This is a genomic window from Priestia sp. FSL R5-0597 (genome assembly GCF_038006305.1).
GTDB lineage: Bacteria > Bacillota > Bacilli > Bacillales > Bacillaceae_H > Priestia > Priestia zanthoxyli.
In genome coordinates this window covers 2,466,425-2,483,306 of sequence record NZ_JBBOUZ010000001.1, presented here as the reverse complement: position 1 = coordinate 2,483,306, position 16,882 = coordinate 2,466,425, and the positions used below count along the sequence as shown (strand labels likewise).

General features: G+C 35.8%; 17 protein-coding genes. 12 read left to right on the top strand and 5 right to left on the bottom strand.

Annotated elements, in window-relative coordinates; genetic code table 11:
* Both MKX72_RS12610 and MKX72_RS12605 read left to right on the top strand, forming a co-directional pair.
* Entirely contained in the window at positions 1-3,207 is a 3,207-nt protein-coding gene (locus tag MKX72_RS12610; protein ID WP_155008089.1) for a DEAD/DEAH box helicase, read from the top strand.
* Between the two features lie 17 nt (positions 3,208-3,224).
* The gene (locus MKX72_RS12605) at positions 3,225-3,881 is read left to right on the top strand and encodes an MtnX-like HAD-IB family phosphatase (protein ID WP_028413203.1); all 657 of its coding nucleotides are present in this window, start codon (positions 3,225-3,227) and stop codon (positions 3,879-3,881) included.
* An 11-nt stretch (positions 3,882-3,892) separates the two neighbouring features.
* On the opposite strand, the gene MKX72_RS12600 is transcribed toward MKX72_RS12605, so the two are convergent.
* Together MKX72_RS12600 and MKX72_RS12595 are read right to left on the bottom strand one after the other, a co-directional pair.
* Positions 3,893-4,987, bottom strand: coding sequence for an acetyl-CoA C-acyltransferase (locus MKX72_RS12600; protein WP_154988702.1), 1,095 nt, complete (start codon positions 4,985-4,987; stop codon positions 3,893-3,895).
* 14 nt (positions 4,988-5,001) lie between these two features.
* Complete coding sequence (locus tag MKX72_RS12595; protein ID WP_047750894.1) at positions 5,002-5,559, bottom strand: biotin transporter BioY; 558 nt, start codon at positions 5,557-5,559, stop codon at positions 5,002-5,004.
* A gap of 153 nt (positions 5,560-5,712) precedes the next feature.
* Here MKX72_RS12595 and MKX72_RS12590 point away from each other — a divergent pair, with 153 nt between their 5' ends.
* From MKX72_RS12590 to MKX72_RS12580, 3 genes are all read left to right on the top strand, one after another.
* The gene (locus MKX72_RS12590) at positions 5,713-7,146 is read left to right on the top strand and encodes a class I adenylate-forming enzyme family protein (protein ID WP_155008090.1); all 1,434 of its coding nucleotides are present in this window, start codon (positions 5,713-5,715) and stop codon (positions 7,144-7,146) included.
* The gene (locus MKX72_RS12585) at positions 7,133-7,591 is read left to right on the top strand and encodes a GNAT family N-acetyltransferase (protein ID WP_028413207.1); all 459 of its coding nucleotides are present in this window, start codon (positions 7,133-7,135) and stop codon (positions 7,589-7,591) included. The genes MKX72_RS12590 and MKX72_RS12585 overlap by 14 nt, the downstream gene beginning before the upstream one ends.
* A gap of 109 nt (positions 7,592-7,700) precedes the next feature.
* A complete protein-coding gene (locus tag MKX72_RS12580; protein ID WP_049164766.1) occupies positions 7,701-8,165 on the top strand; it encodes a hypothetical protein in 465 nt (154 codons plus the stop codon).
* Positions 8,166-8,546: 381 nt separating this feature from the next.
* On the opposite strand, the gene MKX72_RS12575 is transcribed toward MKX72_RS12580, so the two are convergent.
* On the bottom strand, positions 8,547-9,440 hold the full coding sequence (locus MKX72_RS12575; protein ID WP_155008091.1) for a DMT family transporter: 894 nt from the start codon (positions 9,438-9,440) through the stop codon (positions 8,547-8,549).
* Positions 9,441-9,537: 97 nt separating this feature from the next.
* On the opposite strand from MKX72_RS12575, the gene MKX72_RS12570 reads away from it, so the two are divergent.
* From MKX72_RS12570 to ltrA, 3 genes are all read left to right on the top strand, one after another.
* Entirely contained in the window at positions 9,538-10,392 is an 855-nt protein-coding gene (locus MKX72_RS12570; RefSeq protein ID WP_155008092.1) for a LysR family transcriptional regulator, read from the top strand.
* A 366-nt stretch (positions 10,393-10,758) separates the two neighbouring features.
* Positions 10,759-11,169 (top strand): hypothetical protein, encoded by a 411-nt coding sequence (locus MKX72_RS12565; RefSeq protein ID WP_049164745.1) that lies wholly within the window; start codon positions 10,759-10,761, stop codon positions 11,167-11,169.
* Between the two features lie 664 nt (positions 11,170-11,833).
* Complete coding sequence (gene ltrA, locus MKX72_RS12560; RefSeq protein ID WP_063248587.1) at positions 11,834-13,483, top strand: group II intron reverse transcriptase/maturase; 1,650 nt, start codon at positions 11,834-11,836, stop codon at positions 13,481-13,483.
* Between the two features lie 125 nt (positions 13,484-13,608).
* Here ltrA and MKX72_RS12555 read toward each other — a convergent pair whose 3' ends face one another.
* The gene (locus MKX72_RS12555) at positions 13,609-13,881 is read right to left on the bottom strand and encodes a hypothetical protein (RefSeq protein WP_049164742.1); all 273 of its coding nucleotides are present in this window, start codon (positions 13,879-13,881) and stop codon (positions 13,609-13,611) included.
* Positions 13,882-13,994: 113 nt separating this feature from the next.
* On the bottom strand, positions 13,995-14,834 hold the full coding sequence (locus tag MKX72_RS12550; protein WP_049164740.1) for a leucine-rich repeat domain-containing protein: 840 nt from the start codon (positions 14,832-14,834) through the stop codon (positions 13,995-13,997).
* Positions 14,835-15,021: 187 nt separating this feature from the next.
* Between MKX72_RS12550 and MKX72_RS12545 the strand changes: the two genes are divergently transcribed.
* From MKX72_RS12545 to MKX72_RS12530, 4 genes are all read left to right on the top strand, one after another.
* Entirely contained in the window at positions 15,022-15,258 is a 237-nt protein-coding gene (locus tag MKX72_RS12545) for a hypothetical protein (RefSeq protein WP_049164736.1), read from the top strand.
* A 213-nt stretch (positions 15,259-15,471) separates the two neighbouring features.
* A complete protein-coding gene (locus MKX72_RS12540; protein ID WP_049166365.1) occupies positions 15,472-15,888 on the top strand; it encodes a DUF7832 domain-containing protein in 417 nt (138 codons plus the stop codon).
* 210 nt (positions 15,889-16,098) lie between these two features.
* Positions 16,099-16,467: a hypothetical protein gene (locus MKX72_RS12535; protein WP_049164733.1), complete on the top strand. Its 369-nt coding sequence runs from the start codon at positions 16,099-16,101 to the stop codon at positions 16,465-16,467.
* A 47-nt stretch (positions 16,468-16,514) separates the two neighbouring features.
* Complete coding sequence (locus MKX72_RS12530) at positions 16,515-16,862, top strand: hypothetical protein (RefSeq protein ID WP_049164730.1); 348 nt, start codon at positions 16,515-16,517, stop codon at positions 16,860-16,862.
* The last annotated feature ends 20 nt before the right edge of the window (positions 16,863-16,882 follow it).

Sequence of the window (16,882 nt, the reverse complement as noted above, 5' to 3'; positions counted from 1 at the left end):
ATGATAAATAAAACATTAAACAAAGAACAATTAAAAGATTCGTACTCAAGCAGAACGTACTATAGAGGACACACGTATTACAAGCAGGGGCGTGTGCTTGATTTGGAATACAATGAACAGACCACTACGTGGACAGCATCTGTTCGAGGTGCAGAAATGTATACGGTAATGGTTGAACAAAAAGGAAATTCTTTTTATTCATTCTGCGATTGTCCTGCTTATCACGAGTTTTCAGAATGCAAACACGAAGTAGCTGTTTTATTAACCATTTGCGATGAGCGCGCAAAGCCGCAGCCAATTAAAACAAAGCCTTTTCGCCAAAGCAAAGAATACGAAAATGTAAATCATTTTATCGACTTATTTTCGAGCTATCAGCAAACCATAAGCGACCATAAGAAATATGCAGATAAAGATCCGTTGAAAGTAGAATTTATTTGCAAGTCTTACTCAGAAGAATTTTTACGTTCAGAAGGAATGTACGTAGCGCTTGAAATGAAAGTAGGCGTCGACCGGACGTATGTAGTAAAAAACATTCAAGAATTCTTAACAGACGCTAAAGAATTCCAAACTCACGAATTTACCAAGCGCTTCGAATATGATCCTGCAGAACATTTTTTTATAGAAGAAGATAAGAAAATCATTGAGCTGCTGATGGATATTATGACGAATGAATCATTTTATAAAAATTCTTATTCCATGTATCGTTCGTCTGCAAATAACAGAGAACTAATCATTCCATCTATCGTAGCCAAAGAGTTATTTCAACTCCTTAAAGATCGGAACTTTACATTTATTCATGAAGGGCATTCATATAAAAATATTATCTTTGCTGAAAGTTCAGCTCCTTTTTCATTTCAAATAAATAAGCACTCGGCAGCTGGATTTGAGCTAGACTTTACGGAACTTCATCAAGCTTCATTTTTTGATCGATACGGTTGGCTATTTTTAAAAGGGACGTTTTATGAGCTATCTCAAGATCAGCGTATGCTTCTTGAAGGCCTTCGGAAAACGGCTCCTTTGAAGCCAGTCGTACCTATAGCAGAAGAGCAGATGGGCAATTTTTTATCTCACGTCGTTCCGGGACTGAAAAAAGTGGGGAAAGTGGATATCGCAAAAGAAGTATCCCATCAAATTATTGCACCTGAACTAAAAGCAAAAGTATTTATTGACCGTGAGGATGAACAGCTGTTTGTGACGCTTCGGTACAACTACGGAGAGATTTCGATTAATCCATTTTCACCCCAGTCTGAAAAATACGATAAAATCTTGATACGAGATTTAGAAAAAGAAGACCGCGTTATGGACTTAATTGAAACGGCTCCTTTAAATATTTATAAAAACCAGCTGTACTTAAATCAAGATGAATACTCTCTATATGAATTTTTGTTTCATATTGTTCCAAAGCTTGATGAAATAGCGGATGTGTATATTACGGATGAGATGAAAGATTATGCTTATACGGATTTTTCTGCGCCAGTAACAACGGTTGACATTCAAAATAGCAATGGGCTATTAGAAATTAATTTTGATTTAGGAGACATTGATCATCAGACCGTTCAAGATGTTTTAAAATCTGTCTTAGAAAAGAAAAGCTATCATCATCTAGATAACGGTGCGTTTATCCCTCTTGAAAATGAGGGCTTTGAACATATTCAAAATCTGTTTCGGGAGCTGAACGTAACGGAAAAAGATTTAAAGGATAACTCATTGCAGGTACCTTTATACAGAGGAATGCAAGTGGAAGAGATTATGAGTGCGGGTGATAAATCAGCTGCTAAGTTTGGCTCAGCATTTAAAACATTACTTACACAGCTCAAATCTCCAGAGGAAATGGATTGGGAAGTACCGGAATCCTTACAGGCATCCCTGCGTGATTATCAGCGTAATGGATTTAAGTGGTTTAAATCTCTGTCTCACTACTCTTTAGGAGGCGTACTGGCTGATGATATGGGGCTTGGAAAAACGCTTCAAAGCATTGCCTATATCTTATCTGAAAAAGAGCTTGATGAAGACAGCAGTGCCTTTTTAATTGTTGTGCCGGCTTCCTTGATTTATAACTGGCGCAACGAATTGGAGAGATTTGCACCGAATTTAACGGTTCAAACCATTACAGGAACGCCGAGTGAGCGTGAGGAGAAGCTAAAACGCACAGCTGACGTATGGATCACATCTTATCCAACGCTGCGTCAAGATATTGATTTGTATCAGCACCTTCATTTTCATGCTTTAATTCTAGATGAGGCTCAGAGTATTAAAAATCATACAACAAAGACAGCAGTAGCTGTTAGGACTATTTCAGCTAAAAAACGTTTTGCGCTGAGCGGTACGCCTATTGAAAACTCACTTGACGAGCTTTGGTCAATTTTCCAGACTATTCTTCCAGGTTTATTTCCAGGGCTTCGCCAGTTTAAAAACATGTCATCGGAGCAGGTCAGCCGAATTGTAAGACCATTTTTACTGCGACGAGTAAAAAAAGATGTGTTAAAAGAACTGCCTGATAAAATTGAAACCACTCATTTATCTGAGCTAACTAAAGAACAAAAAGAGTTGTATGTAGGCTATTTAGAGCAGTTAAAATCATCTTTAGCCGGTGAAGATTTTAATAAAAACCGAATGAAGATCTTGGCGGGATTAACAAGACTTCGCCAGATTTGCTGTCATCCGTCTTTATTCGTTGAAAATTACGAAGGGTATTCAAGCAAATTAGAGCAGCTGCTTGAGATTACAAGAAATGCGGTTGCCAACGGAAAACGCTTGTTAATCTTTTCTCAGTTTACAAGCATGCTTCATATTATTCGAGAAGAGCTTCAAAAAGAAAATCTCTCATACTTTTATTTAGACGGTCAAACGCCATCAAAAGAACGAGTGGAAATGGCGGATCGGTTTAATAATGGAGAACAAGACATTTTCTTAATTTCATTAAAAGCCGGAGGCACGGGTTTAAATTTAACGGGAGCCGATACGGTTATTTTATACGACTTATGGTGGAACCCCGCGATTGAAGAACAAGCGGCAGGCCGTGCACACCGCATTGGACAAAAAAATGTTGTGCAGGTCATCAAGCTTATTTCTCAAGGAACCATCGAAGAAAAAATTTACGCCTTGCAGCAAAAGAAAAAAGAACTCATCGAACAGGTTATTCAACCGGGAGAAACAATGCTTTCTAGTTTGACAGAAGAAGAGCTCCGAGAACTGCTTAGTATGTAGCAAAGGATGTGTGAGGAATGAAAAAATGGGCGTTTGTATCAGATTTTGATGGAACGATTTCAAAAAAAGATTTTTACTGGATTGTGATTGAAAAGTATTTTCCAGAAGGTGAAGAGCTTTTCCGCCGGTGGAAAGCAGGAGAAATGAAAGATATTGATTTTTTATCTACTGTTTTTCAATCCATTCACCAAGAAGAACCGAAAATTTTAGAAGAAGTAGCGAATATTCCAATTGATAAATACGTGCCCGCTTTTATTAAAGCTGTTCAGAAAAACGGCGGGGATTTTTATATTTTAAGCGCTGGAACAACGTACTATATTAAACCGCTGTTAGATAAATACGGTGTTGAAAAAGTGGAAGTTTATTCGAATGAAGGATATTTCCATCAAAACAACGTTCACTTGCGTCTAGATCCTGCTCACAGATGGCATTCAGAACGCTACGGCATTGATAAATCTGTTGTTATTCAAGAACTAAAAGAGGCATACGAAACGATTTATTTTGCTGGAGACAGCGAACCGGATTCACATCCCGCAAAACATGCAGATGTTACCTTTGCGAAAGATTCTTTGCAAGATTTACTGCGCGAACAAAACGTTTCATTTGTTCCGGTTGAGACATTTAAAGATATTGAGCAATATTTGATGCAACATAATGTAATAAAAAAGGCATAAAAACAGCGGTATTATTTGATTACTTCAAATAATACCGCTGTTCCTATTCCGCCTCCGCTTCCTAAAGCTGCTATGACATATCGCACGTCACGGCGCTTGCTCTCATAAAAAAGACGCGTAGCTAAAATAGCTCCTGATGCTCCGTAAGGGTGTCCTAGGGTCAATGCTCCTCCGCGAATATTCACTTTTTCTTCTGATATTCCCAGTTCTTGCATGCAAGCGACAACTTTAACAGCAAATGCTTCATTGATTTCAAATAAATCAATATCATCTACCGTAAGAGAATTTCGCTTCAAGATATTTTTAATCGCAGAAACTGGTGCAATAGCAGGGTAAAGAGGTGACACTCCTGAAATATCAGCGTCAATAAAACGCAAAACGGGCTGAAAGCCTAAAGCGCGTGCTTTTTGCTCTTCCATCACAAGCGCAATGCAGGCTCCGTCGTTAATTCCACAGCTGTTGGCTGCGGTGACGGTGCCTTCATTTTTTAAAAAGACGGGGCTGGCTTTTTGCAGCAGCTTTGTTAGGTTTCGTTTTTTCATAAATGCTTCATCGTGCATCACGTTTTGAAGAGGAAGCGTTTCTTCTTCAAACCATCTTTTTTCAAAAGCCTCCCAGCTTCTTTTATGACTTAAAAGAGCATATCTGTCCTGCTGATCTTTAGATATATTGTATCGCTGAGCTACGTTTTCTGCTGCAATTCCCATGTCAGGGTCACCAATTTTATCAGGAGAAAAACGTGCTCTTTTTTCAAATGGAGAAGTACTTGTACTTTCAACGCCTCCAGCTAAATAGCACGTTCCTGCACCTGCTTTTATCAAATAGCTGGCCATTCGAATCGCCTCTAAGCCAGCTCCGCACTGACGATCAATGGTCATTCCCGGGATAGAAAAAGGGAGGTCCGCTTCTAAAGCGGATAACCTGGCTACATTTCCTCCTGGACCTACAACATTTCCTAAAATAACGTCATCGATTTCATATTCAATTCCAGCGCTAAGCTGTTTTAATAAAGGAGCTGCTAGCTCTTGAACATGAAAATCTTTCAGTAGACCGTTTTCTTTTCCAATGACCGTACGCTTCGCTTTTACAATTGCTGCTTGATAGATAAGTCATCACTTCCTTACATAGAAGCCGTGTTCGAACGGCCAGGTACCGCTACTGCTTTTCGAACTTTTGTAATTAAATAAGCCGCGACCGCTGCTTTTATACAGTCACCTGGAAGGTAAACAAAGCTTAGCTGAAGTGACTTCAGAAACGGAATGTGAAGCTGCATTGCCTGCACAGGAATACCACAGGCATAGACTAACACAATCCCAAATAACACATTAACAGCAAAAGCTTTTGCAACCGTTACATTTTTTAACTTTGTTAACGTCCAGCCAATAAAGAAAGCGGCAAACACATAGCCAATGATATATCCAGCACTCGGACTCAAAAATACCCCAATTCCTCCGCGTCCTCCAGCAAGTAAAGGAACGCCAGCTGCTAGCAAACATAAAAAAAGAAATTGACTTAAAGCTCCTAATCTAGCGCCAAGAATTCCTCCCGACAGCATAACACCCATAGGCTGAAGAGTAATTGGAACAGGTGTAAAAGATAAAAAAATAGGAGGGACGAGTCCTAGAGCTCCCATTATAGCCGTGAATAAAGCAACGTACGTCATATCTTTTGTTTTCATCGTAAACCTCCGCTATGTAGGATAAAACATGACTATCGTATCTTATTAAACTTAAATTAGTCAACTTAATTTTTATTGAAGTTTACATTTTTCTTTTCTCAAACCCGTATTTACGGTACACTAAAAGTAAAATAAAAAGGAGCTTACGGAGTAATGAATCGAATTGAAGAACTAGTTTTTAATCAGTGTCAACAAACGCCGGACAGACTCGCACTATCGGATTCTGTTAATAAACTAAGCTACGGTCAAATGTGGGATCGTGTATGTAAAGCCGAAAAACGGCTGAAAGAAAAAGGGATGGAAAAAGGAGAGCTCGTTGCGTTAAGTATGGCAAACAATGCAGAAGCTGTTGTGTCATTTTTAGCGATTTTAAAAGCTGGTGGAATTGTGATGCTTTTACATAATGAGCTAACAGAGGCTGAAGTAGATACCTATTTTTCTATTCAGTCCCCGAATTGGCTATGGAAAACGTCTTCTTTAACTAACATAACAAAAGAAAAACCAATCCTGCCTATACGGCAAGTGAATGCACTGTCCGATCTATTTTTATTTGGATTTACCTCTGGGTCAACAGGGAGACCGAAAGGATTTGTAAAATCGCATCATTCTTGGTCTTCATCATTTCAAGAGTGGTCGGACGTATTTTCTTTACAGAAACATGAAAAAGTACTTATCCCCTTACATATTTCGTATTCCGCGCAGCTTTATCCGGTTTTGCATGCGCTTTGCAGCGGCATGCACGCTATCATGCTAGAAGCGTTTACACCTTCGTCTGTTTTTAACAAGGCAGCTAGCTGTATGTCTATTACACCTGCGTTAATTTCTCCTTTGCTTCGGTACATACAAAGCAGACCGAAAGAAAAACGACTTTTGCCACAGACCGTGATTTCAGTAGGAAATAAATTATCGCCTTCCGTTCGAAAGAAATTTTCACAAGCGTTTCCTAACTCCTCTCTTTATGAATATTACGGATCTTCTGAAATGGGATTTGTTACGGTACTTTCACCAAATACCGCTGAAACGCTGCATCATACAGTAGGCTATCCTGTTGACAGTGTAGACGTTTTAATCCTGAACGAACGTGGAAAAGAAGTAGAAAAAGGAGACAAAGGAATACTGTTTGTGAAAACAACTCAAGCATTCGAAGGGTTTGTTAAGGACAGCGAAGAAACGAACCGCTCATTTTTTAACGGATATGTTACATCGCATGATATTGCGGTTCAGCTTCCAGACGGAAACATTACCATCGTAGGAAGAGACAAAAATGTAATCAAAAGCAGCGGAAGCTTAGTATATGCTGAAGAAATTGAAGAGCTGCTACTACAAATACCGGGCGTTAGCGAAGCAGCCGTTTTTAGCGTAGCAGATGCTGAACGTTCAGAAGTCGTAGGTGCAGCAATTGTCTTAGAGAACATTTCTCTTTCTGATGTAAGACAAGCGCTGACAAAACGAGTATCCTCTTATAAAATCCCGCGCGTATGGAGAGTTTTAGCGTCCTTTCCGCGAATGAAAAATGGTAAAATTGACAAAGCAACAATATACAGCTACTTTACAGAGAAAGAAGGGAAGACATATGATTTCATTTGAACCCGTTACAGCTGACACGATGTATATTGTGTCAGAGATTATCAATTCAAACGAAGCTTATAACGTGTTAGAAAACGGCAAGAAAGAGCGGAGGGAAGAAGAGCTTTTTAAAGAATACATGAACGAAAAAACAGACAGTTATTTTATAAAAGCCGACGATACATACGTAGGGGTTATTGATTACATGAAACAAAATCCTAACGATGATCATCCGTGGATTGGAGCTTTCATTATTCATAGCGCCTATCACAATTTCAGTTTCGGAACGCAGGCATATTTAGCATTCGAAGACAAGCTAAAAGAAGAAGGAATTTCTGTTCTACGCCTTGGTGTCCTGTCTCAAAATCCTAGAGCCAAGCTGTTTTGGGAGCGCCTTGGTTTTACACAGTATGCCACTAAGCCGCTGCATCATAATCAAGTTAACTGTTTGGAAAAAGAACTGTAAGAAAATCTGTGGATTATATCCGCGGATTTTTTACTGTACTGGAATGCAAATGGAAGAGGTCCGTATTTTCACGTGGTAGATGGGGTAAATCCTTATAAAAAAGGTAGATATGATTAAAGAAGCACCCGTTACCCAGAAAATCGTTCAGGATACAAAAAGCGAGGGAAGAACAATAGATAACTATTTAAGAAAAGAAAAAATAGCTGAATTAAAGAGAAAAAACTACTTAAAAAGAGCTGAAGAAGATTTCAAAAAATGGATTCCAGATATTTCATCGTTTGAGATAAATAACGAAAAAGTTTACCTGGACAAACTAGAGTTTATTTATTCGTTAGAGCTTAAACTTAAGGCATTCTTCAAACATGATGAACAAAGAATAAAAGTTGAATTAGAAGAATTTCAAAACAAAATAAAGGGTGATCTCAATCAAAAAGTTGTAATTTACAATGGTAGAAAACATGAACAACTGCCTAATTTAATAATTAAATTAAAAGATTTTTATGAAAACTTAGAAAGTGTATTAGGTTATACAAAAGCTAATAATTCTGAAGCTTATTTCTGTTCATACTTATAAATGTTGATGAGAAATTTGGCATTTTCATCAGTGAAGATGAGTATGGAATGGACTCAATTTTCTATTGGGGAATTGAATAAAGAAGATTAAATTACAATGTTTAATAAAAACTGTACCTTCGATTATTTTAAATCTAGGTGCAGTTTTTTTGCACTTATTGGTTTCCACATGATTAAGGGTGTTTTGTTCTAACGCACTATCAAGATGCGATTTGAATCCATCATTTTTTTCTAACAAGAACGTTCGCAAAGTTTTATGTGTTTTAGAGAACGTTCGTATAATATTTCAAAACTTAAACGAACGGTGAAAATGATAGATTTTCTATATAAATCAAAAGTTCGCAAAAGTATACCTTTACGAACGTTTTTTATTCTAGACAGTTTATATTTTTTCATTTGTCCTGAAGAAAATGTTTTTTATGTCCGTTACATAAAAAATACTAATTAGTATAGTGATTAATCCTATAAACGTACTAGCCGTGACTGGTTCATGCAAAAATATAACTCCCCAAACGATTCCAACAATAGGAACTAAAAACGTAACACTTAGCGTTTTAGTAGGCCCTATGTTTTTTATAAGGTAAAAATACAGAAGATAACCAATACCAGTAGAAAATATAGCTAATCCTAAGACAGAAAAAGAAACGGACAAACTTGGCAATTGGTTAGGAAGGTACAATAAGGCTAACGGCATCAATACAATGCTTGCTCCAAACTGCTGTCCTATAGCTAATTCTAAAGGTTTTATTTTTGTATGTTGGAAGGCTATTTTACTATATACGCCACCAATTCCATAAAAAAGGGCTGCTAAACAAGAGCCCATTATAGCTATCACTAGCTTCATATTAAAAGCAATGGGATTCCAACCAACGAGAATTATTACTCCTATACACCCCAATATAAGACCAAAAAAAGTTCGAGAACTCTTAGTTTCTTTCATCCATAAAATCGATATAATGGCTGTAAATAAGGGCGTCGTGGCATTAATAATAGAAGCTAGTGAAGACGTAAGATACAATTCAGATGTAGCAATAAGAACAAAGGGAATCGCTGCATTAATTGTTCCTAATATGATGTATTGTTTCCAATGTACTTTTAAAAAAAGTTTTTGCTTCATTATAAATGCATATGCTAACAAAAAGATAGTTGCGAGAAGTACACGACTTTCTATAAGAAAAAACGGACCTAACGCAGGAGCTCCGATTTTCATAAATAAAAATGAAGATCCCCAGAAGCTTGCTAATAATAGTAATGCACTAAGATGTTTAAAAGACATTAATATCTCCCTTTCGATTATGTAATATCTTTATCTTAATTCATGTTATTATTATGAGTAAAATTAATTTTACTCATAATATAAATGAGGTGTTTTCATGAATATTAACCATTTAAAAATTTTTATTTCAGTTGTAGAAGAAGGAGGATTTACTAAGGCTAGTGAGGTTCTGTCTATAACACAGTCAGGGGTTAGTCATGCAATTATAAGTTTAGAGAAAGAATTAGGAGTATCTTTACTGGCAAGAGATCGCCTCAGTATTACTTTAACTGAAGCAGGAGAACGTATCCTTCCTCACTGTAAAGAAATATTATCTAGAATAGACCAGATTCATCAAGAATCTTATCAATTGTTACATTTAGAAAAAGGTAAAGTAAAGATTGGAAGCTTTCCAAGTGCGATGAGTCAAGTTTTACCTAAAATTTTAGCTACTTATCAACGTAAGTATCCTCTCATCGAAGTGGTGTTATTTGAAGGTACAGATCAAGAGGTAGTAGAATGGTTAGAAAATAAAATAATAGATATTGCTTTTATAAGCACGCCACAACCAAAATTCAGCACCGTTTCAGTAAGCAAAGATCGTCTATTTGCAATCATAAATGTACAAAACTCTTGTTCTAAAAAAGGTGTTGTAGAGGTATTAGACATGGTAGAAGAACCCTTTATCATGTCTAAAGGAGGATGTGAACCTCTCATTACTTCAATTTTTCAAAAGTATAATATAAAACCTAACATTAAATATAAGGTTCATGACATAGCTACTATCCTTGCAATGGTAGAAGAAAATCTTGGATGGACAATAATTCCAGAAAAAGCTTTACCCAATTATGTAGAAAAAGCTAAAAAAGTGCCTTTATTTCCAACTGTATGGAGAGAAATAGGAATTGCTTTTCACCCTACTCAAAGACCATATGCCGTAGAAAAGTTTATAGAGGAAGTAAACAAAATGTAGAAGACTAAAAAAGCAACCCCGTCATTATCCAAAGGGGTTGCTCTTTTAGTAAGGGTTCATCAATATGGGATGAACGATTATCGGACTTGAAGTATAACATAACAAGGTTTGAAATGCTATTTTTTGGGTGTGAAGCATATGAATAAAAGGTGCGCTTTTTATGCATCTTCCTGCTTATGATTCCTCAAATCATCGTTGATAAATCAAGGATGTATAAAAAGCTGCATAAAGTATATTGACGTCCTAGATTGAACCCTTACTCCCATAAGGGTTCCTTTTTGTGATGTGTTCCGGAAAGAGTTGTTATGTAAACTTAGATTGTATATGATATTCATAGTTATAATTGCTTAAAGGTGGCGATATTCTATGAAAGATAACTTGATAAAGAAAATATATGAACAAGGCTATCCTGATGAAAAAACTGCACCTTTAGTATCTCTCAAAGAGTTTTTTGAGGGAAATGATGACGAAGGTTCTATTGGTTGCAACCTTATGGAGCATCCAGGTATTGATACTTTTTATTCTGTTTTACTTGAGATTAAAGATAAGCCAAATGTACAAGATGTACTTGTTGAAATTATGGAAGTTGAAGACAAGGAATATTGGCCATTTTCGGAAAGAGTATATATCCTATCGAACGCTAATCTAAAAGAAGTAGAGGAATGGGTTGAAATCTTAGAACCTGACGAGATCGAAGAAGGTTATATGTTTGGTAAACCGCCTATTGCTCCGGAATTGTACCCTAATCATAAAGTGTTTGGAGTTTGGTGGGATTGAAAAAAAGAGTCCTTGTATAGTCTTATACAAGGACTCTTTTTTCTACCGATAATCTGGATTATGGTGCGACAAGAAGTCGCTTTCTTACAGTGTAGCTAACGCTACTCATCTAGACGCGAAGATGATCTCCATCCGAAACGGCATTCTTGGCAACGAGTCTGTCGGTTGCATGAGGAAATGTGGAAACAGAGGACAAATGCATGGTCCAGAATACTGCTAGGAGAAGATAGGTATGGTAAACGAAAGTGAAGGTTTGTAAGCTTCGTAAGGGTTAGCTCAAGATAATGCACAGCTTTGCTTGGGTCTTGGCAAGAGGAAAAGTAGAATCATAATGCTGCTCTGATGCGTCCCGCATCTTGCCCGGAGTAAAGAACCTACCTACCCCTATCGCATCTGTAGGAAGTGGAACTTGGTAAGCCCTATGTCATCTGCATAAGCAGTAGGATGACTGTAAAGTCAAACGATGTGGCAGAGGGTATGGGATATGAGAAAAAGCGAAAGCCGTTACCCTGAAAAGGGACAGGAAAGCAGAAACACTGTATAACTGGACGGATACTGTCGTCTCTATTGACAATGACAGGCTCGAAAGAGCGCCCACTTCTCATTGGTCTTCAACACGAAAATAAATTTGTGGCTATCTTCTAACGAAAAGGAGCGTGCTGTTATGAATACCTCTCTACGAGCGTCGGCGCACGTCTCGCATAAAGATTGGTACTCTATTGATTGGAGTATTATACAAAAATATGTAGCGAAGTTACGACAAAGAATTTATCGTGCCGAACAGCAAAATCAACAAAGAAAAGTAAGGAAACTTCAACGTTTACTCCTACGGAGTAAAGCAAATCTGCTGCTTTCCATTCGCAGAGTAACACAACAAAACAACGGTAAGCGAACACCTGGTGTAGATGGCTATACGGCTTTAAAACCAAGCGAACGTATCAAACTTTATAAACAGATAGTTAAATGTAATGTCTTCCGACATCGTCCAAAGCCAGCAAAACGAACGTTTATCCCGAAGAAAAATGGAAAAATGAGACCTCTCGGTATCCCCACGATACGAGATCGAGTGTATCAAAACATAGTAAAAAACGCACTCGAACCACAATGGGAGGTCAAGTTTGAACCAACTTCTTACGGTTTTCGTCCTAAACGAAGCACACACGATGCTATAAGTAATCTTTTTAATAAGCTTAACACGAATAGTAAGAAAAAGTGGGTATTTGAGGGAGATTTTTTAGGATGCTTTGACCATCTTAATCATGATTGGATAGTAGAACAAACATCTATGTTTCCAGGAAACACTCTCATCAAAAGATGGCTTAAAATGGGTTACATAGAGCAGGATATGCTTCGTACGACAACAGAAGGAACCCCTCAAGGGGGTATTGTGTCTCCCCTTCTAGCTAATATCGCCTTATGCGGTATGGAAGAAGAAATTGGTATTGTTTATAAAAAGACATACAAACCAAACGGAGGATACGCAATCGATCCAAAATGTAAGATAGGACGTGTTCTCTATGCCGATGACTTTGTCATCGTAACGGAAACGAAGGAAAAGGCTGAAAGCATGTATGAGAAACTAACTCCTTACTTACAAAAGCGAGGAATTACACTTAGTAAAGAGAAAACTAGAGTTACACATATTGAGAACGGGTTTGATTTTCTCGGTTTCTCGCTGCGTCAATACAAGACGGAACAAGGTAATAAGCTACTAATCAAACCTAGCAGAGACAGCATTAAAAAAGCAAAAAATAAGATAAAAGATACGTTCGCATTAATGAGAGGACGCCCAATAAAAGAACTAATACGTGTTTTAAATCCAATTATTCGTGGTTACGGACAGTATTGGAAACATGTCGTTTCTAAAAAGACGTTTGGATATATGGATAATTACTTATTCCTTAAAATAACAAAACACCTTAAACGACTACATCCAAAGAAGGCGTGGAAATGGATTATTAAACGTTATTTTAAGAAGCCCAACCATGGAGGGAATGATAAATGGACTCTCACATGTCCACTTACTAACATTCAATTGTTAAAGATGTCTTGGATTAAAATAGAACGGCATGTCATGGTAGCCTATAAAAACAGCCCAGATGATCTGAGTCTAAGAGAGTATTGGGAAAAACGAGACCGTAAGGTCTTTAATAATGAAAATACATTGGATAGGATGAAACTCGCAAGAAAACAAGGATATCGTTGTGCATTGTGTAAGCAGACTTTACAAAATGGAGAGAAAGTTACAGTACGAAACTTAGAGGTTTCTACAGGTGAATTTGCTAAATTAGTACATGTACCATGTATTAAATAAACAAGTTGTTCGGATAAAAAGAAGGCTTGAGCCGTATGACGGGAAATCTGTCACGTACGGTTCTTAGGGGGGCGGGCGCTCGTGAGAGTGCCTGCCTACCCGACTTAACTTCTATGTCTTAGTAATTATATCTTCAACTTTTTATTTAAGAGCAATAAGAACTTTGCTTGAGATTTCTCATTACGAATCATTCTTTTAACACGGAAATTACTTTGTAAGTAAGCTCTGACTTCTCTATTTCCGATAAGTAGTGAATAGTATTGGTTATTTTCATAAATCTTTTTGAACCATTCTTTTTTCCTTAGTAACCTAATATTACTATCAATTTTCCTTGTATCTAAAACACCCGTACTGAATCCTACCCCACCTGAAAGGAAATCAGATATAAAGTCAATCATTAATACATCTCACCTTATTTTATATTTATGGTCTATTATAACTTTATTTAGCTATTATATATATTTCATTAGGTTTCCGGTAAGCTACATTATGGTAACTTGTTTTATATACTCTATTCGTCTCCATTTTCGATGTAAGTAGAATATTCTTCTTGTATCTTTTTAAAATTCTCCTTATATTTGTCCAACTTTTTTTTATCTCTTTTATAATTTAATAATGGTTTTCTTTTACCAACTACCATAATATCGAGTTCATCAATTGGATAAGTCAATCTAAAATATGGATTGAATTTATTACATTGTGTATTGGGTAATAAGACAGACAGTTTTGCAAATTCTTCAGTTGGAAATTGATTAGATACTTCTAATAATTCTAAGCCTTTCAGAAATGAAATAGGTTCTAAAGATTCATCTAATATTCTAATATTAGATAAGCCTAAGTACTTTAGATTTTGAAGGTACTTTATTGGTTGTAAATTCTCGAGCTTTAATTGATTTGAATTGTTCCCCTCTAATTCCAATATCCTTAGATTTAATCCATACTTTAAATTTTGTATGTCAGTAAGCTTGGTGAATCCCCTTATCAATAAAGACTCTAATGATGGATTAGCTTTTAAATCCCATAGCTTTGAGGCTCTTGTATTGGATTCTAACCCAAGAATTTTTACATTTGTTAAAGTTTCTAATCCAGATAAATCTTCCACTCTCATATCATAAATATAGAGAGATTCAGGGTTAATAAAATCAATAATTTTATTGAATTCCTTCTGGTTAACAAACTCAATCCATATTTTTTTGATCTCAGACAGTTCTTTCAACCTCGAAAGATTTTTAGTGTTTCCTTGAATCCATATCTTAGTAACTGAGCTTTCTGTATTTTTTAGATCATAGGTAATATCAGGCCTTTGATTATCATGAAATACGTAATCTACTTGTTCTTTTTCTAAGTCCATATATTCTCACTTTCGCACGTAAAGTATTAATTATTATTTATTAAAGCATATAATCAAAAGGTAAGATATGCTTTTGTACCGATAATCTTGATTATGGCGACTAGATTTGTATATAGTATCCATTATAAAATTAAGTTAAAATATTCATTGTATGTAATTAAATTCATAATAGTAAGGGGCAAGTTGCTTGTTAAAATTTATAGAAAAAGGTTTCTCCTATGGATTGATCTTAGGAGTATCATTAGGGGTTTTAATAGTTCCATATAAAGAGGTTGTATCGGTAGATGATAGTACAACAGAAACAACATATTTAGATCTTATTGATTTTATTATTCCTCTAATTCGCTTTAGTGTGGTTATAGCTTTACTGGGAGCAGCAATAGGATTTTTCCTTTACCGACGTATAAAAAAAAGCTTGGACTAATCAGTTCAAGCTTTTTTTGTTTTTAGAAATCACATTATGTTAAGTATATCCATTTAAATTTCATCGGTATATAATATCTTCAAGAGTTTATTAGATTGGAGAAATAGATTGCATAAACTGAAAAGCACATTACTAATAATATTTGTTTTTTTAATTTTTCAGGGGAATGAAGAACCAAGTCTAGCAGAGGAAGATAAAGAAGAAGGAGAATATATGACGATGGCTTATGATAAAGCAGAATGGCATTATGAAGGTGATTTTCCAGAAGGATTGGATGAAGATCAAGGATTTGTACATACAGGAATGTATTTAGGTTGGATTATAGATAACAACTTGTATAGCAAGGAGTTTAAAGAAGTGTCTTCTAATGAAATAACAAAGTTTAAACAAAGTCAGGTATCAGGAACCGAAATATATATGAATTGGGATGGCGTACTAGCTAGTGACATGTTAAGTAAAGAAGGAAATGATTTTACAAAAGATTATTATGATTCAGGAACATATTTTGAAGACTATGCAGAGCTATTTCCTGATGTTAGCTCTGTTTATGAAGTAAATGATACGTTGGATAACTATAATATCGTAAAAAACAAGCTTAATGAACGTTTTAAAGAATGGAAAAGCGAGTAGTTTTATAAGTTTTAAAGCCCTAGAAAATTTACTTTCTTAGGGCTTTTTATTTCCGATAATACCCGTTATGTAAACTAACTTTGTATGGAGTATACATAGGGTAATTGAAGAGTATTAAAGTATATGGGAAAATAAATGAGGAATTTTTGTTTTTTAATACTATGTAAAAGGATCTATTTAAATAGATAGTTTCAACCAAGGAGGAAACAAATGCGAGATTGTCCCGAAGAATTAGACTTTATGTCATTATTTGAATGTATTCCACTTAAAAAGGACCAAAATGAGAACTTTTTGTACAATGAGTCCACTTTTATCTTTGCGAACGAAATAAACAAGTTTGAAGTAAAAATCTCACCATTCTATAATTCTTTCTCGCTTTTAGTAACGGATTTAGAAGACGATGAAATCTTTTACTACAGTCTCGAGTCGGTTACAAAGGTCGAAATCGTGAATGATAATAAAGAAAATAAAGCAATTCGATTATTTATAGATCAAGGAATTGACCGTTTTATAATGATTATGGATTTAGTATTTAGACCCAAATTTAAAGTTGTGCTAAAAGAGGTTTCAGATTCCTAGAAGGAACATAAAATATATAAGCTATACACCTTTAGTAAGGAGATTTAATGAGAAAATACATAATATTAGATATGCCTATAAATGACATTAAGAAAGTTATGATAGTGGACATCAAAGATGAAGTAAATATGTTTCTTTATAATACGTCAGATGATGTACCTTCAATCATAGACTATAGTTTTGAAACATTACAAGAAGCTGAAGACTTTTTTAGCAAGGAATTTTCAAAAGAAAAAGATAGTATAGCTTCCTGGATTTATGTACCAAATCCAACTAAGGATTGTCAGGAAGATATTATTAAACCAGTAAGAATTAAAGCTATAAATACTTGTAATCCTCAATGGGGGACTTATGAGGAATTCGTAAATGGAAAGTGGATAGACATTAAGTTTTAGCACACCTACTACCAATAACG